We start from the raw sequence: 22,045 nt of genomic DNA on the forward strand, positions 1-22,045 counted from the left end.
TTAGCGAGCTCCCACACGGCGCGACAGTTTCCACTGAGCAATATTGATGGTTAATAAAATCACAAATGAGATCAGTAGCATAAATAATGCAACGGCTGATGCACCTTGAATATCAAACTGCTCAAGCTTACTGATAATGATGAGTGGTAAAATCTCAGACTGCATGGGAATATTACCTGCAATAAAAATCACTGAACCATACTCGCCGGTCGCACGCGCAAACATCATGCCAGCACCCATCAGCAGTGCTGGTAGTAGCTCTGGTAAAATAACCTTACGAAAGGTCGTTAAACGATTGGCACCCAATACCGCAGCAGCTTCTTCAAATTCAACGGACAACTCTGCTAATACTGGCTGTACCGCACGGACAATAAACGGAAAACTTACCACCACTAAAGCCAGCCAGATGCCTAATGGCGTAAAAGCTACCTGAATATCGAACTTAGCAAACCACTGACCAATCAGACCATTAGGTGCATAAAGCGTAGCAAGAGAGATACCAGTGACCGCAGTCGGTAGCGCAAAGGGCAAATCAACCAAGGCGTTAATCATTGACTTACCCCAAAACTCATAACGCACCAGCACCCACGCAACCAGCGTACCGAATACCATATTGGTTAGCATGGCCAAAAACGACATCCATAAGCTCAGCTTAATAGCAGCCGTCACTTGTGGTTGAGTGATGGTCTCCCAAAACCCAGTCCAGCCCATCTGTGTCGTGGTATAAGCCATCATTGCAAACGGTAGGACGACCAATAACGATAAGCTAAAGACCGTGATACCCATACTCAGACCAAACCCTGGCAACACATTGCGTTGACGCAAACGGGTCAACCAGCCTTTTTTGTGAAGGGGTTTATTGGCAGAAGATGTTTTTGCTTTCATAGTGATGTCCTATAGCCTAACGTCAGCACTGAGTTTAGAGCTTGATTTGATATGTAATTAGGTACTTGTTAGGTACTTGGCGGTAATGCCTAGGGTACAGACCATGTTATGTCAGATATACTATTGGATTGGTCTGCTTACGGTACAAAGGACATAGCGCAGGTGGCCATGTCCTTTATATGATTGGACGTTACTCGTCAAATGGCCTTATGAGAAGCCAGCGTACTTTTTAAACAGCTCTATTACATTGGTACCAAGTATTTATTGTGGGGCGTTGATAGCAAGCTGATCAAATACACCGCCATCGGTAAAGTAAGTACCCATAATCTCATCCCAAGTGCCAAAAGCATCATTTGGGCGGAAAGTTTCAACTGGCGGTAGTTTGTCACCATTTTTATCAAGGATACTTTTCACACTTGGGCGTAAGTACAGGTCAGCAGCCAACTGCTGCGCAGGTTCACTCCATAGGTAGTCAAGATAAGCTTTTGCCGCATCAGTTGTGCCTTTTTTATCCGTTACCGACTTAACAATAGCCACAGGGCTTTCTGATTTAATCGAGTATTCTGGATAAACGATATCTACTTGCCCTGCGCCAAAATCAGTCGCTGCAAGATTGGCTTCGTTTTCAAAGGTGACCAATACATCGCCAATACCGCGCTGAACAAAGGTCGTCGTTGCGGCGCGGCCACCATTTTCATAGACCTTGACATTTTTGAGCATGTCTTTTACATAGTTTTTGGCAGGCGCTTCTTCATTATTGAAGGCGTGTAGGCCATAACCGTAAGCCCCTAAAAACGCATAACGACCATTACCCGTGACTTTTGGGTTGGCCATGACAATCTCAATGCCATCTTTGGTCAAGTCTTCCCAATCGCTGATGCCTTTTGGATTGTCTTTACGCACTAGAAATACGATGGTACTGGTAAAAGGGACGGCGTTATCAGGGAACTGAGATTCCCAATCTGACTCAACCAAGCCTTTTTTCTCAAGCAGCTCAATATCTGAGCCTTGGTTCATGGTGGCGACATCTGCTTGCAAACCGTTAGCCACAGACAATGCTTGCTTACTTGAGCCACCGTGTGACTGTTTAATTAAGATATTACTGTCTGGGTGCTCGCTTTTATAGTGTTCTACAAATAGCGGGTTGTAGTCCTTATAAAAATCGCGTGCCACATCGTAAGAGACGTTTAGCAGCTCAATATCTTGCCCCTCTGTAGTCGCTGCGGTACCATCAGCATTAGCAGTGGTTTCTGCCTGCTCACTATTGCTACAGCCAGCGATTCCAAGTGTAAGGGCAACGCCTGCGATACTTAAGACGCTAAGCGCTTTACTTTTATGTTGATAGCCTGCTGCGTAAGATGTCATAAATGCCTCAAAAAAGTTTGTTATGTAATGCAAGTATGCTAACAGTGCTGGCTTATTATGTTTAATGACTAATATGCGTATGTTATTGCCAAAATGGAATAATATACGCATCTAGTAAATCCACAAATATTTTAATTATTAGGACTTGCTGTGATAGATAACTATAAAGCCAAAGCTATCAATTACTTAGGTTTCATATGCTAGCAGGCACGCTGCACATTTTATAAATATGGAGCGCAATAATTCTCCAGCTGGGTACCAATATCTAGTTGCTTATATGACACTTTATAACTGTTTTATAATGGTGAGGCTTACTGCTCTGCCCGTGCCAACTGATCAAAAACGCCACCATTGACAAAGAAACTGTCCATAATTTTCTCCCATGACCCAAAGACATTTACTGGCTCAAAAGTATTGATATCAGGTAGCGTATCCTTATGCGCGGATAGGACGGCTTTATCACTGGGACGTAGATACATCTGTGCCATTAATTCCTGTGCAGGCTTATCCCATAAACCTTTTAGGTAAGTGTTTGCTGCATCTGCGTTGCCATTTTTTTCAGTAACAGTATCGATTACAGCGACTGGATTATTAATGGTAATAGAGTAGCTTGGATAAATTAGCTCAGTCTGACCTTTAGCGTATTTTTTGGTGACTAAATGCGCCTCATTTTCCGTAGTAATCAGTACATCCCCTAGCCCGCGCTGGGTAAAGCTGGTCGTTGCGGCACGTGCGCCATTGTCATAAGTAACCACGTTTGCCAGTACCTTTTTAATAAAGTCATCAGTCTTAGCTGGACTTTGTACGCTTTCTTTAAATTGATGCAGTCCATAGCCATACGCTCCTAAAAAAGCATAGCGAGCGGTACCACTTGTTTTTGGGTTTGGCATTACTACATCAACATCATTACGCGCTAGATCTTGCCAATCTTGAATATTTTTTGGATTACCATCGCGTACCAATAACACCATGGTACTGGTATAAGGGACGGCATTGTTTGGTAATGCTTGCTGCCAATTAGTGCCCACCAAGCCTTTTTCGACCAGTAAATTCATGTCAGTCGCTTGGTTTAGGGTCACCACATCCGCTTGTAAGCCATTAGCGACAGATAGCGCTTGTTTGCTGGAGCCACCATGCGACTGGTTGATGTTCACTTTACTGTTTGGATGTTTAACCTGATAAGCACTACTAAATAGCGTATTGTATTCTTTATAAAAATCGCGTGACACATCATAAGAGACATTCAAAAGGCTAATGTTTTTCGCATCGCCTGCTGATTTTTCTGCATCGTTTTGAGTCGCTTGTGTCGGGCTACAGCCTGTCATTAGTATCAGCGCTGTCAATGCGCTACCTATCATTAAAGTACGCGGCAACATGTTTTTATGAGTGAGCCTTACATTGCGCTTGCTACGAGGCGATGAGGCGTTAGATAAAGCGTTAATAGTTTCGGTAATCAGTTGCATGGTAGTTCTCTAAAAAATTGGAGTATTAAATAAGGGTTTATTTTTATTAAAGTATTGAATAGAGTAGATATAGATAAGAATTATGTGAGGATCGAAGCTATGCTAGCAGCTTGTTTGTTGAGCGCTTAATGACAATTAGGCTTATCGAGTGATGAACTTGGCATAAGTACCTATCCATTATTCTATAGCGGGCAAGTTTACGTAACGTTTATCCTATAAGGCGATAAGAGAGTTCTGTCCTAGACTGTGGCATACTCTAATCATTTAGCGGATAGTCATGGCTTGCCATTATTCTACCTACCATTCATTAGCGTCAAAGGAGGCTCTTTTATGATTAAATACCAAAGCCATCGCTCATTATTTTCTGTTGCAGCACTATTTTTTGCTGCCACTGCCCTCACTACCGTAACGGGCTGTAGCTACAATAATGATTTAGTCGTTGATAGTACGGCTAATAGTACTGCCTCTATCCAGACGCCTGCTATAAAAATGGTCGTTGGTGATTATGCTTCTTTAGGTTATGACAAACGGGCGCAAGGTGACGACTGGGTGGGTGTCGTGGTAAGAGCAGATGACGTAGATGACGGCGACCAGATTAATATCCAAGTACGCGCTCGTAGCGATATAAAAAAACCGACCTGCCATTTTGATGGAAAAGCTACCTTGATGGGTCAAGATGAAGCGCATGGTGTTATTTTTCAGACTACTGTTGATGACAGTACAGCCTTTTTCCAATTCAAAGATGGCAAGCTAACTATTGATAGTCAAGATAAGTATGTACTGAATCAATTCTGTTCTGGTGGCGGTACGCTAGTTGGCGACTATCAGAAGCTTTCAAGTGATTTAGAACTAACCTAAACGCTTTATGTTTGAACTGCTAACCTTTAATGACGAATAAAAAAAGGTGCCAAAATATAAATCTGGCACCTTTTTTATGAGTGGCTTTTTATCAAAAATAAATTGCGATCTATACCGCGGATGCCCCAGTCAATTTGACCTCAGCACGGTCATCGATAGCGATACCTGCATAATAATTGCGTAAAATCTCTAGTACTTCTGGACGACTAAAGTTCTCTGGGACATCGAGATCCTCTGATAGCGCTTTACGTAGCTTGGTGCCTGATACTTTCACATGCTCAGATGCTTCATGCGGACACGTCTTATCAGAGGCCATGGCATTACAAGCATTACACCAAAACGTCCAGCCAATCTTGAGCGGCTGAGTAATGAGATCGTCTTTACCGACATATTCAAAGATAGTCTGCGCATCAAATGCGCCATAATAATCACCGACACCAGCATGGTCACGACCAACGATCAGATGGCTACAACCGTAGTTTTGACGGAATACGGCATGCAATAGCGCCTCACGTGGCCCAGCATAACGCATATCAAGCGGATAACCTGCCTGAATGACAGTATCTTTTCTAAAGTAATTATCAATCAAAGTTTTGATAGCTTCTTGGCGCACGTCGGCTGGGATATCACCTGGCTTTAGTGCCCCTAGCAATGAATGAATCAAGACCCCATCACAAATCTCAATAGCAATTTTGGCAAGGTATTCGTGCGAGCGGTGCATTGGATTACGCGTTTGGAAGGCGGCAACTGTTTTCCAGCCTTTGGCGTCCAGTATTTCCCGTGTCTCAGCAGGAGTTTTATAAATCTCTGGATATAGGGTTGGGAACTCGCCTTCGCTTAGGACTTCGACACTACCCGCGATATTTACTTCACCTTGGTTTAGTACTTGCTGTACGCCCGGATGTTCGCTATCAGTGGTGGTAAAGACTTGCTGACACTCATGTTCTTTATCGATGGTATAAGTCTCTTCTACCGTCAGTATGCCCATAATCTCATTATCTTGGGCGACCAATGCAACTTTATCACCTTGGTTTAGACTATCGGCGGTCGCTTTCGGTGCTGACAACGTAATAGGAATCGGCCAAAACAAGCCAGCATTGTCACCACTTTTCAGACGCATATCATCGACCACACCTTGCCAATCCGCTTGGTTCATAAAACCATTCAATGGGGTGAAACCGCCAATACCGAGCATAATCAAATCGCCACGCTCACGTGAGCTCAGAGTAATCGTCGGTAAGGTGCTGGCAAGTTGCAACGCTTGCTTGCGAGCATCACCTGTTAATAGTAACGGCTTAAGATCGCTGCTACCGTGTGGTGGTACAAGCTTTGATGATTGTTGATTATGGGCTGTAGATGTCATATTGATTTAGAGCCTTTATAGGTAGGTATGAAATAAGTCGTAATAAATTTGATAAACATAGGCTACCTAACTTTCTTTATGAAAATTTATGCTGTGTTTGGATATGGATATGACTTAAAGGAATTTATGTTTAAAGGCTTAAACTTATATGATAGTGAAATTACATTGTTTGCACCGCGATTAGCCATAAGATTTATCACACACGCAAATCATTTTCGTTGCTGATTTTAAGACTAAAAACAAAATTGAGATTATGTCATGTATCAATATAATTACGCTGACCAGACCTTGGTAGAGGAACGAGTCGCCCAATTTCGCGACCAAACCGAGCGGTTTTTGGCAGGCGAGCTGCCAGAAGAGCAATTTTTGCCACTGCGTTTGCAGAACGGCCTCTACATCCAACGTTATGCGCCGATGTTGCGTATTGCCATTCCTTACGGGTTACTTGCCAGCTATCAGTTGCGTAAATTGGCTGAGATTACCCGTAAATATGACAAAGGCTACGGACACTTCACTACCCGTACCAATATTCAGCTGAATTGGCCAAAGCTAGAAGATGTGCCAGATATTTTGGCGGAGCTAGCCTCGGTACAGATGCACTCAATTCAAACCTCTGGTAACTGTATTCGTAATACCACCACCGATCCTTATGCCGGTATTCATCAAAATGAGATTGCCGATCCGCGTCCTTACTGCGAAATCATTCGCCAGTGGTCGACCTTTCATCCTGAGTTTGCTTTTTTACCGCGTAAATTTAAGATTGCTGTTATCGGTACCGATGAGGACCGCGCAGCGACGCAAGTACACGATGTTGGTCTGCACTTAAAGAAAAATGAGGATGGCGAGCTTGGCTTTGAAGTCCTAGTTGGCGGCGGTCTTGGACGTATTCCTGTGCTCGGCAAAGTTATCAATAAATTTTTGCCACGTCAGCATCTACTTAGCTATTTAGACGCCATATTGCGTGTCTATAATCTGCATGGTCGCCGTGATAAAGGTAGCAAGTACAAATCACGGATCAAGATTTTGGTCGACACACTGGGCGGACCTGCGTTTGCTAAATTGGTCGATGCCGAATGGGAAGCGCATACCAAAGACGGGCCGCTGACGTTGACGGATGCAAACTTTGAGACGGCTACCAGCTTTTTTAGTGAGCCCGATTATGTGACCTTTGATGCGCTACAAGCACAGTCTGATTTGCAGCAGCAATTAAGCGCTGATAAAGACTTTGCCAATTGGTATAACCAAAACACCGTCGCACATAAGGTCGCTGGTTACCGCGCAGTCGTTATTTCTCTCAAAGCAGGCTTGGTCGATGGCAAGTATGTGCCCTCAGGTGATGTCAGCGAATCGCAAATGGATGCGCTTGCTGATCTTTCTGACAAGTATAGCTTTGGCGAACTGCGCGGCACTTATCAGCAGAATTTAGTATTCGCTGATGTGCAAACCAACAACCTCTATGAATTGTGGCAGCAGCTCTCAGATTTGCATTTAGCACGTGCCAATATCAACACTTTAACTGACATGATTGTCTGCCCTGGTTGGGATTATTGCTCACTTGCCAATGCCACTACGCATAATATTGCTGAGCAAATCGAGAAGCAGTTTAGCGATTTAGATTATCTATACGATCTTGGCGATATCCGCCTCAATATGTCGGGCTGTATCAATGCCTGTGCACACCACCATACTGGCGATATCGGTATCTTGGGTGTCGATAAAAAAGGTGAAAACTGGTATCAAATTAGCCTTGGCGGCAACTCAAGTAACGATGCCAAGCTTGGCAAAATACTCGGCCGCTCCGTACCTACCGAAGCGGTTGCTGATACCATTCAACAGATTGTTGATGTCTATGTCGATCTGCGTGCCACCACCGAGAATGACGTTGAAAGCTTTGGCGAATTGGTTGAGCGTGTCGGTATTGATCCATTTAAGGAGAAGGTCTATGGCTAATCACCACATTTTGGATAGTCACGGCGTCGATATCAGCCATAAAGATAGCTGGCATGCGTTAACCACGGATACGTTACCAGATGGTATCGCCTCGATAGACCTAACTCTACTTGAACTGCTACATAAGCAAGAAAAACCTGACGTCCTAGTACCACTCGCTGATTTATTGGACGGTTCAGGGGCGCTGGCAAGTGGTTTGGTCAAAGAGGTGTATGAGCTGATAGTCCAGCATAGCAGCCGTATTGGATTATGGGTGACCGCTGACACGGATGCGAATGCATTGAAAGAGCTAAGTGAGCTGCTAATAAAGAAGGCGCTCATCGTCATTCATGTTCCTAAATTCGCTGATGGACGCAACTTTAGCTTCGCTCAAACGCTACGTCAAATGGGCTATCAAGGTGAGATTCGTGTCGCGGGCGCGTTCGGCCGTGATCAAATTGCGTATCTATTACGCGTAGGTGTTGACAGCTTTGTGCTCAGTGAGCATGACATGCAACCAGACTCTAAATTTAGTATTGACCAAGCGTTTACTGCCCTTGCTAGCAGTTATGACGGTCGCAACGCCGTCGACTTACCGATGTTTGCGGGCGCTTAGTTTTTGTTAATCATCATTTATTAAATTTTTTCTAAACCCTTTGTTTAATCAATCCCATTTAAGGAACGTATTATGAGCCAGTTACACCCAAATTTAGACATCAACCAAGCTAACCAAGATCTGCAAGGCAAATCACCCGAAGAAATCGTGGCGTGGGCACTGACACAAGCTAAAAACCCAATTATCACTACTAATTTCCGTCCGTATGAGTCTGCCATATTGCATTTGGTCGCAAAACAGCGTCCCGATATTACTGTATTGTGGGTGGACTCAGGCTACAACACGGACGCGACCTATCAGTTTGCTAATAAACTAATTCGTGATCTTGATTTAAATGTCATCACTTATATTCCTAAACAAACCGCTGCCCATCGCAATGTCACCATGAACGGCATCCCAGGGATTGACGACCCGCAGCATGATAATTTTACAGATCAAGTAAAGCTTGAGCCATTCCGCCGCGCACTTGATGAGCTAAAGCCAGACGTTTGGTTCAATGCTATTCGCAAGGATCAAACCGAATTCCGTCAAGGTCTTGATGTTCTTAGCTTATCAAAAGATGGCGTGCTAAAAGTAGCGCCGTTATTTGAAAAAACCGATAGCGATTTAGACGATTATCTGCTTGAGCATAGTTTGCCAAATGAGTTTGATTACTTTGATCCGACCAAGGTAGAAGAGCATCGTGAGTGTGGTCTGCATACGCAGTTGTAATCAAGCGTTACCGTAACTCATCGTTTAAAAATCTCTGTTTAAAAGGCTCTTTTACACTTGTAAGAGAGCTTTTTTGTCGCAAGCGTTCTTAACATTATTCTCCCCTCTATTCCACATTCCATCAAAAATCACAACTAACATGACAAAAACGAATATGCTAATGCCAATTCACTACGTGAGCGTGTGCCTGTGATACTTCATAATGGTGGCATATCTTACATTGACTGAATAATTGGTGATGCTATGAACACCTTTCCATTGTTTTTTAAATTAGAAGACCGCAAAGTACTGATCGTTGGTGGTGGTGATGTCGCGCTGCGCAAAGCCGACTTACTCAGTCGTGCCGGCGCTGCTATCACTATCGTCGCGCCAGGTATTTGCAAAGAGCTACAAGCCTTACTTCACGATGATAAGCACACTCTTATTTTTGATAACTATCATAAAAGGTACATGACGGGTGCACGCGTTATCATCGCCGGCACTGATGTTGAAGCGCTCAATCATCAAGTACACGCGGATGCAACCGAGCTTAATATTCCGGTCAACGTGGTTGATACCCCGCATTTATGCGACTTTATTTTCCCCGCTATCGTCGATCGTAATCCTATCGTCATCGGTATATCCTCAAATGGCAAAGCGCCGGTGCTCGCGCGTTTACTTCGCGCACGGCTTGAAACCTTAATTCCGCAAGGTTATGGCAAATTAGCCAAGCTTGCCGGCGAGTTTCGTAGCGAGGTAAAAAGTAAAATCCCAACCCTGACAGGCCGTCGTCAGTTTTGGGAGCGTGCCTTTGAAGGTCAAGTTAGTCAGTTGATGTTTGCCGGTAATGAGCGTGAGGCTACTGCGCAATTACAAGCAGATTTAGACAGCACAGTAGCAGCGCTTAAAAACAGTGTTAATCATACTATTGATCCTAATACCCATAGTCCTGCTACAACGACTAGCCAGCATGCTGAGAGCTACAGTACAGAATCACTATCGGCAACTGCGCCTGTAGCAACAGACGAATTAACCGCTACTCAAAATGCTACTATTGTTGGTGAAGTCTATATCGTTGGTGCTGGCCCTGGTGATCCAGAGCTTTTGACTTTTAAGGCGCTGCGTCTCATGCAACAAGCGGATATTGTCTATTATGATGCGCTAGTATCACCGCAAGTATTGGATCTATGCCGCCGCGATGCCGATAAAGTATTTGTCGGTAAAAAGCGTAGCAACCATGCGGTAGCTCAGCTTGGTATCAATGAGCTGTTGGTCAATAGTGCAAAAGAAGGTCGACGCGTCGTTCGTCTAAAAGGTGGCGATCCCTTTATCTTTGGACGTGGCGGCGAAGAAATTGAAAGCTTACGTGCGCATGGTGTACCTTATCAAGTCGTACCCGGTATTACCGCTGCTAACGCTGCCGCCAGTTATGCTGGTATTCCGCTGACTCACCGTGACCACTCACAATCAGTACGTTTCGTCACTGGATTTTTGAAGGCTGGCGCACCCAATAGCAATTTTAAAAGCTTTTTAAATACTGATGAGACCGTTGTGTTTTATATGGGTTTGCATTCGCTGGCGCGTTTGACTGAAGGTTTAATTGACGCTGGGCGCAGTAGCGACACCTCGATAGCTATCGTCTCCAACGCCAGTATGCCCAATCAGCAAGTATTAACTGGTACGCTTGAGACTATTGTTGCTCAGCAAGAACAAGCACAACTACCAACCCCTGCCTTACTTATCATGGGTGACGTCGTCAGCTTACATCATGATTTGGCTTGGTATAAGCTACACAATCAGCAAAACAATCAAAATAGTGAACATACAGCTAGTAACTGGCTACGTGAAGGATCAGCTACTACGGACAAAGATTCAAAAAAACCTATAGACCAGCAAGCCCATGCGCTATCTATGGTGGCTAATTTGGCTGCACAGCAAGAAGAAGATTTGGAGCAGTTGGTGATTGGTTAGGTTTTATTATTAATTTCTAAAAAGCTAAGTCCTACCGATAATATATTGGCAGGACTTTTTTTATGCGCTTGCAACAGAGCAGAAGAGCAAACCGCAACAATTCTTGCTAGAATGACAGCTTTCTAATAAACATTCTTAAGCTCAACTATGTCTACACCTGCCGATACCAAGTTCATGCCTACTAAACCTTTAAACATCTTACACACCTCAGATTGGCATTTGGGGCGCAGGCTGTACGGCCGTATGCGTTATGACGAGTTTGAGGCCTTTCTTGACTGGTTATACGGCACCATTAGCGCGCAAAAAGTCGATGTATTAATTGTCGCAGGTGATATTTTTGACACTATGACGCCGAGTAACCGGGCGCAAGCGCTATATTATGAATTTTTAGGTAGGGTCTCAAAATCATGCTGCCAACATATCATCATTGTCGCGGGCAATCATGATTCCCCTACTTTTTTAGACGCTCCAAGCAATGTATTAAAATTCTTAAACGTCCATGTCATCGGCACCGCTTGCGAGGACTTAAACGATGAGGTCTTGGTATTAGATGACACAGACGGCGCGCCGCACTGCATCATCGCCGCTGTGCCTTATCTGCGTGATCGTGATGTCCGTAGCAGTAGCGCTGGTGAGTCGATGGGTAGCAAAGACGCCAATGTCATCAACGGCATTCGCGCCCATTATGATAACGTCGCCAGTATTGCCAAAGCAAAGCAAACAGAATTAGCCGAAGCAAACCAGCGTTATATCCCGATCATTGCCACAGGCCATCTGTTTGCAGCTGGCGGCAAGACTACCGAAGACGACGGCGTGCGCGATCTTTATGTCGGTTCGCTTGGTAAGGTGTCTGCTGATATGTTTGACGATGGCTTTGATTATGTCGCCCTTGGGCACCTGCACGTCCCGCAGCGGGTCGGCGGCCGTGAGACCATTCGCTATTCAGGCTCACCGATTGCCATGGGTTTTGGTGAAGCCAAGCAACAAAAACAAGTATTGCTGGTACAGTTTGGCGATGTGAAAAATGATTTTAGCGAGCAAAAATCGGCATCAAATACTACTGCTACAAGCAGTATGCCTCAGCTTACCGATACAGTGACTAAGATTGAAAAATCGGTAGAAAAAGCCGCTAAAAAATTAGCCAGTCAGGCGACTGACTTTATGGACGATTTGTTTGGATTTGACGAGCCATCGGTTAGTGATAATAAAGATGAGATGGTAAAAACTGCTGCCATAGAAAACGCTTTTGCTAATCAAGACGAACACAATCAATCACTGTCTATTGATACCGCTACTACCAATAAAACCCTGTACCGTAATGATTCTAATCAGATGCAAGTAGTTTCCCTACCTATTCCAAAATTTCAGAAACTGGCACAAATATCAGGTGATTTGGAATCGATTAGTCAGCATATTGATAAAAACATTCAATCTCTTGATGCAACAGACTCTATTTGGTTAGAAGTTATTTATACGGGCGATGAGGTTATCAGCGAGCTGCGTGAGCATATTCAGGCAATGATAGAAGGCTTGCCGTGTAAAGTGTTAAAGATTAAAAACACGCGTACCTATAATAAAGTGCTGAACCAACAACAAACCTCTGAGACTCTCCAAGACTTAAATGAAGCAGAGGTATTTGAGCGTTGCCTGACCACTCACAATATCCCTGATGAACAAAAATCGTCCTTACGTAACGCGTATGATCAAATCGTTTATAACCTGCAGCATGAAGATACTCAGGCTGAATAACTGAGGCTAAATAATAGCAGCACATTTTAGATGCCAGCTGATAGCTTCTTCACTTCTTACCACTACTCTCTTTATAATTGCTTTATACAAAAATAAGACCTGCCCATGCGACTGATTGAACTGCGACTAAAAAACCTCAACTCCCTAAAAGGTGAATGGCACATCGACTTTAGTGACCCCGCTTTTCTGAATGAAGGCATTTTTGCCATTACTGGGCAGACGGGCGCTGGCAAGACCACCATCTTGGATGCAATTTGCTTAGCGCTTTATAGTCAAACGCCAAGATTGGGCGATATTACCGGCTCGACGAACGAAATCATGACCCAAGGTACGGGTGAATGCTCAGCAGAAGTTATTATCGAGATTGATGCCAAACGTTATCAATGCTATTGGTACCAACATCGCGCTCACAAAAAAGCCAAAGGTAACTTATTACCGATTAGACATGAGATTAGTGAGGTCAAAACTGGCAAAATTTTAGAAGAGAAAAAATCCAAAACTTCCGCCTATATTCAAGACCTCATCGGCATGGATTTTAATCAATTTACCCGCTCAATTATGCTAGCACAGGGCAGTTTTGCCGCGTTTTTAAAGTCTGATATTGGCGATAGAGCGGCCATTTTAGAGAAAATAACCGGCACTGCCATTTATGCCAAAATATCGCTAAACGTCCATGAGAAACATCGTACTGAAAAAGAAGCGCTTGGCAAGCTACAAGCAGGCGTGGATAGCTTATCCTTGTTAAGCCCTGAGGATGAAAAGCGACTGGCAGCAGAGTTAGAGACTCTGAATGAGCAGCAAAGCAAGCAGCGCCAAACCTTCAAAACCCTAAGCGAGCAGCTACAATGGCTGGACAGCGTTCAGCAGCTACAGCAAAGTTTATCAACCTATCAGACCGAGTTTGTAGTGGCACAGCAGGCACAGACAGATTTTATTCCAGAAGCCGAGCGCCTAGATATTGCTAATAAAGCCTTGGAAATTGATAGCCACTTTCGAGAGCTAAGCTATAGCCGAGAGTTGGTCAATCGACTTAGCAGTGAACAACATCAGTTACTCAGTAAGATCCCATCTCAGCAGGCAGTGCTTACACAAGCTACGACTCATTTAAACGATATCACTACCATTGAAAAGCAAGCAACAGATAATCTGCAAACCACTCTGCCTATTATTACAAAGACACGTGAGTTGGATGCTGAGATAAAACAGCAATCCCATTCTTTGGTAGACGATAATCAACGTAAAGACGACTTAGTCAATAATACGCAGCGATTACGCCACGAAATAGCCAGCCACAGCCAAATAGAACAAGACACTAAGACTCAGCTTAGCAGTATAGAAAAGTATTTTAGCGATTTCCAAGAACTAAACGCTCTCGACACAGACGTGGCGACCTTTGATAGCAACTGTAGCCGGTTAAAAGCATTGTTAGAAGATAACGTCAGCTTAGCGGCGGATAAGTTTGCGCAGGACACTCAATCAAGCCAGCTACAAGCTCGTTTTGATAATTTATCTAAACAGCAAGACGCAAATCAGATAGCGATAACCAAGCAACGCGAGCAACTTACAAGCTTACAACAGCAGCAAGCGGCACTTATCGAAAAACAATCGCTTGCTAGTATGCGCCGTGAGCAAGAGCAAGTCGATCAGATAAGCGCTCAGATTGTACAAGCCAGCTTTAAGCTACAGCAGCTGTCTGAACTTACTCGTCAAATCGAAAAGACGAAGCTCTCGCTACCCACACTAAATAAGGAATTAACTTCCTTAGAAACACTCATTGCTGATCATAAGTCAGATATTGAAGTTACTAAGCTCAAAAAACAAGAAAGACAAGAGCATCTAGATTTGTTGCAAAAGGTCGCCAAGCTTGAAGATTATATAGCAGAACTAGAAGATGGGACGCCCTGCCCACTCTGCGGTGCGCATGAACACCCTTATGGCGCACATCATCCACTACTAGACAATGACAATGCTAATCACAATCAGCCGTCTAAAACACAACAAGCTCGGCTACAAATAGCGGAACTAGAGACCATTATTGATAATCTTGAGCAGGCTTTATCGAAACATCGTATCGACCATGCCACAAAAAAAGAGACACTGAATAACCAAGAGCAACAATTAGCGCCCCTACAGCAGCGATCTAAAACCTTACATGAGGATATCCAGTCTGACCTACATTTGCTATTTGAGACTAAGAACGATTACTCTGAAGCAATCGCAGCAATTATCGACCCTCTTACGCAGATAAACGATAACATTGATGCGACTACTGCGAACATAGAGCTTATCTTATCCTTATTAGACACCGCCAAACACCACCTGACTGAACATAAACAGTCTCTTAAAACTATAATGGACAAATATGAGCACTTAACTGAAAGTGCGACAAAACTCAGTACGGCTATTGAAGCTGATGAAAAAAAGCAACAAGCGGTCAGTCATGACATTAACAACCTGACAACTAACATCAAGCTTAACTCGCAAAAGATTGTTGGAATAGAAGATAAGCTTGCTGCTAACTTCTCGGAGCTAACGCCGGTTATGACTACTGTTTCATCGCTAACGCACAAGTATCCTGCAGATAAATATAAAGATTATTTAACGACGGCGCTCAATGCGGCAGACGTATCTGAAGCACTTAAGCAACTAGATGATAGTTTTGATAAGCAAACGGTAATAGATCGCGCAGACTATGACCGTCATATTGAAAAACTGCGTCAACAGCGCAGCGCTTTAAACCAGTTAAAACAACATTTTAATGAGCAAAAAAATAGCCAGCATCAGCTGACCAATACCTTAAGCAGTTTGACTGCGCAGATTGAAACCAAGCAAACGCAGCTTAGTCATGATGAAATAGCGCTCAAAGAACTGCACAATTCAATTACTAATAAAATTAGAGTTATTGAACAATTACAGCAAGATAGAAAAGAGATTTTTGCAGATAAAAATACAGATACTGAAGAAGATCGGTTACGCAATATTGTCGATGAAGCGAAATCTAAGCAAGCGTCTGCACAAAGACAGTTAGATAAGGTAGAGCACGATTTAGAGCAGTTGGAGCGTAGCAAGCATCAGCTGACCACAGAGCTGCGGTCTGCGACTACCACCTTAAATACGCAGCAAAGCGCCTTTGCAGAGTTACTTACAGAGTCACAGTTCGTGGATGAAGCGGCATTCGTTAGCGCTCGCTTGCCGAAAGAAGCGCGAGAAGCATTACATACACGTAAATTAGCACTTGATAATGCGCTACAGCAAGCGAAACTACAATTAGATAGTACCCAGCAAGCGTTAACGCTAAAACTTGCTACTGCTATGACCGAGGAAAGCCAAGAAACGCTTGCAAGCCAGCATCAGCAAATACAAACGGATATCGATGAGTTAAGTCAAAAAATCGGTGCAATTGACCAAAAGCTCAAAGATAACGATAATCAAAAAGGCCAACAAGCGGAACAGCTCGTTGCGATTGATGCGCAAAAACAGAAACTACAAATCTGGCAGCAGCTACACACGCTAATTGGCTCAGCTGATGGCAAAAAATATCGCACCTTCGCCCAAGGCTTAACGTTTGAGGTCATGATTAGTCATGCCAATACGCAATTGCAAAAGATGAGTGATCGTTATTTACTCATTCATGATGATAGCAGTCCGCTTGAGCTTAATGTCATCGACAACTATCAAGGCGGTGATATTCGCAGTACCAAAAATCTTTCTGGCGGTGAAGGCTTTATTATCAGTCTAGCATTGGCGCTTGGTCTTTCACAGATGGCCAGTCATAACATTCGCGTTGACTCTTTATTTTTGGATGAAGGCTTTGGTACGCTTGATGAAGACTCCTTAGATATTGCACTCGACACCTTAACCAGCTTACAGCAAGAAGGTAAATTGATCGGCATCATCTCTCACGTACAGGCGTTAAAAGATCGTATCTTAACCCAAATAAAAGTCGAAAAACTCTCTGGCGGCTTTAGTCAAATCAGTGGTCAAGGCTGTCAAAAGATAGTCATATAAAATCATCAAAAAATAATAATGGCTTGTATCAGCCAATAAAAGCCCACTGCTAAATAAATTAACAGTGGGCTTTCATAGGTATCACAAATACTAATTACTTGGTAACAATACCACTTAGTTCACTCATTAGTACTGACAGTGTTGATAAACCAACCTGACTGTCTTCATCTTCACCATAAATATCATCAAGCTTATGCATCTCTGTCGTTACTGCTGCTAGCTGATCGAGATGACGAGAACGCCACTCGCTAAATGCTTGCTTGGCATCTGGTTTAGATAACAGCGCATCCATCAATAAGCGCAAGCTACGTGATAGCTCATTGACTAGGGCATGGCGCGCACGGCGATCCCAATAATCATGCTGCGGTAAAGTGGCGATATTATCCATCATCCAATCTAACTGTAAGACATGGTACGCCTCAAAGTACAGCGTTGCAATTTCATCGACAGGTCGCTCATATTGCTCAGCCAATAATGCCGCATCTAGCGCATCGACATGATAAGGTAGCATCGCAAACATCGTCGCATCACTCTCGGACAGATCTTCTTGCATCAAGCTGGTGGCATCCTCTTGCAAATATTCTGCAAATTGCTGTTCAATGAAACCGCCAGATTTGGTTAATTTTTCAACACTGCTTCTAAAGCGATTAATCATATCAGCGACTTGCAAGTCTTGTCCAAAGGCATTGATAAACCAGACAACACCTTGCTCAAGCGCATCACGCAGACGCAGCTCAAGTTTTAGCAGCAGTGTTGCGTCAATTTGGTTATCTAACGCTTCAAGCTTTTTCCATGCTATTGAGACATTGAAGACATCACGGCTAATAGCGTAACCCCGTACGATGGTTGCCAATGATTGATCGGTTTCTTCATAGAGACGGAACAGTGCCTCAATACCTAAGCGGTTAACCACACTATTGGTCAAATAAGTACTAATAATCTCACGATGCAAGCGGTGCTCAGTCATCTCATCAAAGAACCGCGTAGCCAGCTCATCAGGGAAGTACTTACGTAACTCATTGACGAAATACGGATCATCTGGCAAATCAGACAGTAGCAGATTGTCATATACCCACATCTTGCCATAAGCCATGACGACTGCTAACTCTGGGTTGGTTAGGCCAGTGGTTGCTTTTTGACGTTTGGCAATATCTTCATCCGATGGCAAATACTCGATCGCGCGATCCAGACGCCCTTCACTCTCCAACATCTGGATAAAGCGTTGATGATCACTTAAATTGGCCGCCGCACGAATGTGGCTGAGCTCAATCGCTTGGGGTTGTAGATAGTTTTGGCGCAATACCAGCTCTGCTACGGTATCGGTCATAGACTCAAGCAATTCATTACGCTGTTTTAAGGTCATATCACCTTGCTCAACGACTTTGCCAAGTAAGATTTTGATATTAACTTCGTGATCTGAGCAGTTAACACCGCCTGAGTTGTCGATAGCATCGGTATAAATACGGCCACCTGTTTGTGCATATTCGATACGGCCTTGCTGAGTAAAGCCTAAGTTACCACCCTCACCCACGACCGCCGTACGCAGCTCACCACCATTGATACGTACCGCGTCATTAGCACGATCACCGACATCGGCATGGCTCTCGTTTTCGCTTTTCACGTAAGTGCCGATACCACCGTTCCAGATGAGATCAACAGGCGATTTTAGTAATGCACTGATAAAATCATTAGGCGCAAGACTATCTTCACTGATATCGAACAGCGCTTTCATCTCAGCACTGATGGTGATGCTCTTATCTTGACGAGAGAACACACCGCCGCCTTGACTGATGAGCGATTTTTCATAATCATCCCACGTCGAGCGTGGCATTTTAAACAAACGCTCGCGCTCTGCGTAAGAAGCAGCGGTATCAGGATTAGGATCAACAAAGATATGCAGATGGTTAAAAGCAGCGACTAGCTTGGTATGGGTAGATTGCAGCATACCGTTACCAAAGACATCACCACTCATGTCACCAATACCAACCACAGTAAAGTCATCACGATTTTGGATATCCATACCACGCATACGGAAATGACGCTTGACGGACTCCCAACCACCGCGAGCCGTAATACCCATCGCTTTATGATCATAGCCAACTGAGCCACCTGAAGCAAAGGCATCGTCCAGCCAGAAGTTATATTCAGCAGACAAAGCGTTGGCAATATCAGAGAACGTCGCTGTCCCTTTATCGGCAGCCACTACCAAGTACGGATCATCTTCGTCATAACGCACAGTATCAGCTGGCGGAACAATTTGTCCATCAACGATATTGTCAGTGACATCAAGCATACCGCGTAAAAACGCTTGGTAGCAGGCAATGCCTTCTGCTTGAAACGCTTCACGGCCATCAGCCATGGTTTTGGTTTTGACAATAAAGCCACCCTTTGAGCCTACTGGCACAATCACCGCATTCTTAACCATCTGCGCTTTGACTAGTCCGAGTACTTCGGTGCGGAAATCTTCCATCCGATCTGACCAGCGCAAACCACCACGAGCCGCCTTGCCGCCACGCATATGTACTGCTTCAACGCGTGGTGAATAAACAAATATTTCAAACATCAATTTAGGCTTAGGCAAGTTAGGAATATTGGCTGCTAAGAACTTAAACGACAAGCGGTCTTTACGCTGATCATTGCTATCGGTTTGATAAAAGTTTGTACGTACCATGGCATTGATTAAGTCCAAGTACCAGCGCAAGATTCGATCTTCATCCAAACTATCTACATCTGCCAATGCAGCGATGATTTGTTGTTCAATCTGAGCGGTCTTTTCGCGGCGTTCTTCTTCACTATGTTTAGGGTTCATGCGCGCATCGAACAAACTGCCTAAAGTCACACTGATAGCGCTATTTTTCACCACAGTTTGCTGGATATAAGCACTAGAAAAAGGTGCTTTTGCTTGTATCATATAGCGCGATAACGCACGCAGTACGACCACATCATAAGTATCTAGTTTAGTAATTAATACCAGCTCGTTAAAGGAGTCACTCTCAACACGTCCAGCCCAAATTTGCTTTAGACTATCTTCAAACTGACCACGCACGACTTGCATATTGACAGTATTAACGTTTTCTAATATCAGCTCATATTCTTGCATCCAAATCGGCTGATCTGGCAGGTCAAACTCATACGTCTGTGCTGAGATAACTGATACACCAAAGTTTTCTAGAATCGGTAGTACTTTGGATAAAATTACTGGTTGATTGCGACCGTACAGTTTTAAATGTAACTGATTTCCTGCATCTCCTGTTGACTGGTATAAGTGCCAAATCATCGGCTGCTCATCGCTCAAGCTTGCCAAACGCTTAGTATCTTCAACCGCCGTACGCGCATCAAAACGCTCTTCGTAAGCTGCAGGAATGTAGTCTAGGAAACGACGCGTTAAGGAATTGGCTTGTTGTTCCCCAACATTATCAAGCAGCATTTGCTGATAATGATCAGTCCATGATTTCATAAGTGCTGATAGTTCAGCCTCAAGTGCAGCGTTATCGACATCGTTAACTTGACCTGGTACCGTGCGCACGTGTACATGTACGCGTGCGTGTTCAGATTCATTGAATTCGGTCGTAAAGCCAGATGATGTGCCACCATAAGCTTCTTTTAGCACTTTTTGTACTTCAATGCGCAATTCAGTGTTGAATTTATCACGAGGGATATAAACGAGGCACGACACAAAGCGCTGATAATGGTCAATACGGCTAAATAAGCGTAGGCTCTTTTTGTCCTGTAATTGGGTAATACCAGAAACGATAGGATATAACTCTTCAACGCTGGCTTGAAATAGATCATCACGCGGTAAAGTATTAATGACATGCATCATTTTATAATAAGCATGTCCTGCACGCGGTAAGTCAGCCATTGCCATAATTTTGTTGGCTTTTTCACGTAACAGCGGGATTTGTTGTACGCTAAGCTGATAGGCTTGAGATGTTAAAAGACCAATAAAACGGTATTCACCAACCAGTTTCCCATTATCATCGAACTTATGAATACCTAAGAAATCCATATATACTGGGCGATGAACAGGAGACACGCGGCTTGATTTGGACAGCATTAACACTCGTGGCTCGGTCAAAAGCTGTTTGAGTTCTTTAGGCAGTCTATCAAAGCTTTCTGAAAGCTTATCTTCTTCAGCACCGCGTAGTAGACCAAGACCACTATTACCAATGGCAAACAAATCTAGATCGGCATTTTGATTAGCACCGCCTTGTTTATTGTCTGACTTGTCATCAACAGCGATATAATTGCCACCTTCGAGACGATACTCACGATAGCCTAAAAATATAAAGTGGTCGTCTAAAATCCAATCTAAAAAGGCTTGAATTTCTTGCTGAGAATAATAAACTTCCGGTAGTGGCTTTTGTGACAGCTCAGTTTGAATATCAGTTAAACGTGCACGCATCTCCTTCCAGTCGCCAACCACGGTATCAAGCGTATCAACTTTATCTAAAAGTATCTGATGTAGCGCCTCTAACTCATCATCATTTTGATATGCAATCTCGCAATGGATGAGCGACATATTAGACGTCGCACTTTCATCAGCATTATCAACTTGGGTCAAATCGCCGTTTTCATCTCGCGTCACGCTGATGATTGTATTATAAGTGCGGTGAACATCGATACCTTGTGCTTCAAGGCTCATAAGCATTGTATCTACCAAAAATGGCCGATCGTATGCCACCATTTGAATAATAGTATGTGAGCTATGAAAATGCTGTTCTTCAGCGATAGGGTTAAAGACCGCTAACTGCGGCTTACTACCTTCATAGGCTTTTAGTAGCGTAAAGTGATGTAATGCCATACCTGCCAAATCAGCATCATTTATGACGTCTGCAGTTTCATGGTGCAGCGGTCGGTAATAGCTATTGATAAAATGATCAAGTAGTGATTTGTCTTTTTGCACATAACTGGTTGCAATATCACTTATCTGGCCAATGCGCTCTTTTGTGATACCAAGAGAGTTGGGCATAGCGTTCGTCCTTTTTATAAGTTTGATTTTTTTAATTAAATGTCGTTTACGTTTTTGTTTGATATTCTACTATTCAAACGTCTTTGACCCGTATACTTCGCTAGTCTGATGGATTGTAACCCACCTATCAGTATAGCTAAAGTGTAAAAAATTATTTCATGAATACGTACCGTCTT

The 22,045-nt window shown here is 43.7% G+C and carries 12 protein-coding genes; 7 read left to right on the top strand and 5 right to left on the bottom strand.

What is annotated here, in order from left to right; all coding sequences use genetic code 11:
* The 3 genes from cysT to ACTXGH_RS07760 all read right to left on the bottom strand — a co-directional run bounded on the left by cysT (position 1) and on the right by ACTXGH_RS07760 (position 3,626).
* Positions 1 to 885 carry a sulfate ABC transporter permease subunit CysT gene (cysT, locus tag ACTXGH_RS07750; protein WP_439261321.1) on the bottom strand — a complete coding sequence of 295 codons (885 nt, stop codon included), beginning with the start codon at positions 883 to 885 and terminating at the stop codon, positions 1 to 3.
* 261 nt (positions 886 to 1,146) lie between these two features.
* Positions 1,147 to 2,250: a sulfate ABC transporter substrate-binding protein gene (locus ACTXGH_RS07755; RefSeq protein ID WP_439296659.1), complete on the bottom strand. Its 1,104-nt coding sequence runs from the start codon at positions 2,248 to 2,250 to the stop codon at positions 1,147 to 1,149.
* Between the two features lie 311 nt (positions 2,251 to 2,561).
* Positions 2,562 to 3,626 carry a sulfate ABC transporter substrate-binding protein gene (locus ACTXGH_RS07760; protein WP_439296668.1) on the bottom strand — a complete coding sequence of 355 codons (1,065 nt, stop codon included), beginning with the start codon at positions 3,624 to 3,626 and terminating at the stop codon, positions 2,562 to 2,564.
* A gap of 417 nt (positions 3,627 to 4,043) precedes the next feature.
* Here ACTXGH_RS07760 and ACTXGH_RS07765 point away from each other — a divergent pair, with 417 nt between their 5' ends.
* Positions 4,044 to 4,571, top strand: a complete 528-nt coding sequence (locus ACTXGH_RS07765) for a hypothetical protein (RefSeq protein WP_439261319.1) — start codon at positions 4,044 to 4,046, stop codon at positions 4,569 to 4,571.
* 109 nt (positions 4,572 to 4,680) lie between these two features.
* On the opposite strand, the gene sat is transcribed toward ACTXGH_RS07765, so the two are convergent.
* Positions 4,681 to 5,934, bottom strand: a complete 1,254-nt coding sequence (gene sat, locus ACTXGH_RS07770) for a sulfate adenylyltransferase (RefSeq protein ID WP_439296660.1) — start codon at positions 5,932 to 5,934, stop codon at positions 4,681 to 4,683.
* 258 nt (positions 5,935 to 6,192) lie between these two features.
* Between sat and ACTXGH_RS07775 the strand changes: the two genes are divergently transcribed.
* The 6 genes from ACTXGH_RS07775 (at position 6,193) to ACTXGH_RS07800 (ending at position 16,897) form a co-directional block, all read left to right on the top strand.
* Positions 6,193 to 7,884, top strand: coding sequence for a nitrite/sulfite reductase (locus tag ACTXGH_RS07775; protein ID WP_439261317.1), 1,692 nt, complete (start codon positions 6,193 to 6,195; stop codon positions 7,882 to 7,884).
* A complete protein-coding gene (locus ACTXGH_RS07780; protein WP_439296661.1) occupies positions 7,877 to 8,479 on the top strand; it encodes a DUF934 domain-containing protein in 603 nt (200 codons plus the stop codon). Before ACTXGH_RS07775 ends, ACTXGH_RS07780 begins: the two co-directional genes overlap by 8 nt.
* 72 nt (positions 8,480 to 8,551) lie before the next feature.
* On the top strand, positions 8,552 to 9,190 hold the full coding sequence (locus ACTXGH_RS07785) for a phosphoadenosine phosphosulfate reductase domain-containing protein (protein ID WP_439296662.1): 639 nt from the start codon (positions 8,552 to 8,554) through the stop codon (positions 9,188 to 9,190).
* Between the two features lie 243 nt (positions 9,191 to 9,433).
* Positions 9,434 to 11,140: a uroporphyrinogen-III C-methyltransferase gene (gene cobA / locus ACTXGH_RS07790; RefSeq protein WP_439261314.1), complete on the top strand. Its 1,707-nt coding sequence runs from the start codon at positions 9,434 to 9,436 to the stop codon at positions 11,138 to 11,140.
* 147 nt (positions 11,141 to 11,287) lie between these two features.
* Positions 11,288 to 12,889, top strand: coding sequence for an exonuclease SbcCD subunit D C-terminal domain-containing protein (locus ACTXGH_RS07795; RefSeq protein WP_439296663.1), 1,602 nt, complete (start codon positions 11,288 to 11,290; stop codon positions 12,887 to 12,889).
* A 105-nt stretch (positions 12,890 to 12,994) separates the two neighbouring features.
* Positions 12,995 to 16,897, top strand: coding sequence for an AAA family ATPase (locus tag ACTXGH_RS07800; RefSeq protein WP_439296664.1), 3,903 nt, complete (start codon positions 12,995 to 12,997; stop codon positions 16,895 to 16,897).
* A 94-nt stretch (positions 16,898 to 16,991) separates the two neighbouring features.
* Here ACTXGH_RS07800 and ACTXGH_RS07805 read toward each other — a convergent pair whose 3' ends face one another.
* A complete protein-coding gene (locus ACTXGH_RS07805; RefSeq protein WP_439296665.1) occupies positions 16,992 to 21,869 on the bottom strand; it encodes an NAD-glutamate dehydrogenase in 4,878 nt (1,625 codons plus the stop codon).
* Positions 21,870 to 22,045 lie beyond the last annotated feature (176 nt).

The sequence above is a fragment of the Psychrobacter sp. 1Y10 genome, from assembly GCF_052259005.1.
GTDB lineage: Bacteria > Pseudomonadota > Gammaproteobacteria > Pseudomonadales > Moraxellaceae > Psychrobacter > Psychrobacter saeujeotis.

Bases quoted from the DNA above. Each gene is read 5' to 3' on its own strand.
- cysT (WP_439261321.1), bottom strand. From the start codon at position 885: ATGAAAGCAAAAACATCTTCTGCCAATAAACCCCTTCACAAAAAAGGC.
- ACTXGH_RS07755 (WP_439296659.1), bottom strand. From the start codon at position 2,250: ATGACATCTTACGCAGCAGGCTATCAACATAAAAGTAAAGCGCTTAGC.
- ACTXGH_RS07760 (WP_439296668.1), bottom strand. From the start codon at position 3,626: ATGTTGCCGCGTACTTTAATGATAGGTAGCGCATTGACAGCGCTGATA.
- ACTXGH_RS07765 (WP_439261319.1), top strand. From the start codon at position 4,044: ATGATTAAATACCAAAGCCATCGCTCATTATTTTCTGTTGCAGCACTA.
- sat (WP_439296660.1), bottom strand. From the start codon at position 5,934: ATGACATCTACAGCCCATAATCAACAATCATCAAAGCTTGTACCACCA.
- ACTXGH_RS07775 (WP_439261317.1), top strand. From the start codon at position 6,193: ATGTATCAATATAATTACGCTGACCAGACCTTGGTAGAGGAACGAGTC.
- ACTXGH_RS07780 (WP_439296661.1), top strand. From the start codon at position 7,877: ATGGCTAATCACCACATTTTGGATAGTCACGGCGTCGATATCAGCCAT.
- ACTXGH_RS07785 (WP_439296662.1), top strand. From the start codon at position 8,552: ATGAGCCAGTTACACCCAAATTTAGACATCAACCAAGCTAACCAAGAT.
- cobA (WP_439261314.1), top strand. From the start codon at position 9,434: ATGAACACCTTTCCATTGTTTTTTAAATTAGAAGACCGCAAAGTACTG.
- ACTXGH_RS07795 (WP_439296663.1), top strand. From the start codon at position 11,288: ATGTCTACACCTGCCGATACCAAGTTCATGCCTACTAAACCTTTAAAC.
- ACTXGH_RS07800 (WP_439296664.1), top strand. From the start codon at position 12,995: ATGCGACTGATTGAACTGCGACTAAAAAACCTCAACTCCCTAAAAGGT.
- ACTXGH_RS07805 (WP_439296665.1), bottom strand. From the start codon at position 21,869: ATGCCCAACTCTCTTGGTATCACAAAAGAGCGCATTGGCCAGATAAGT.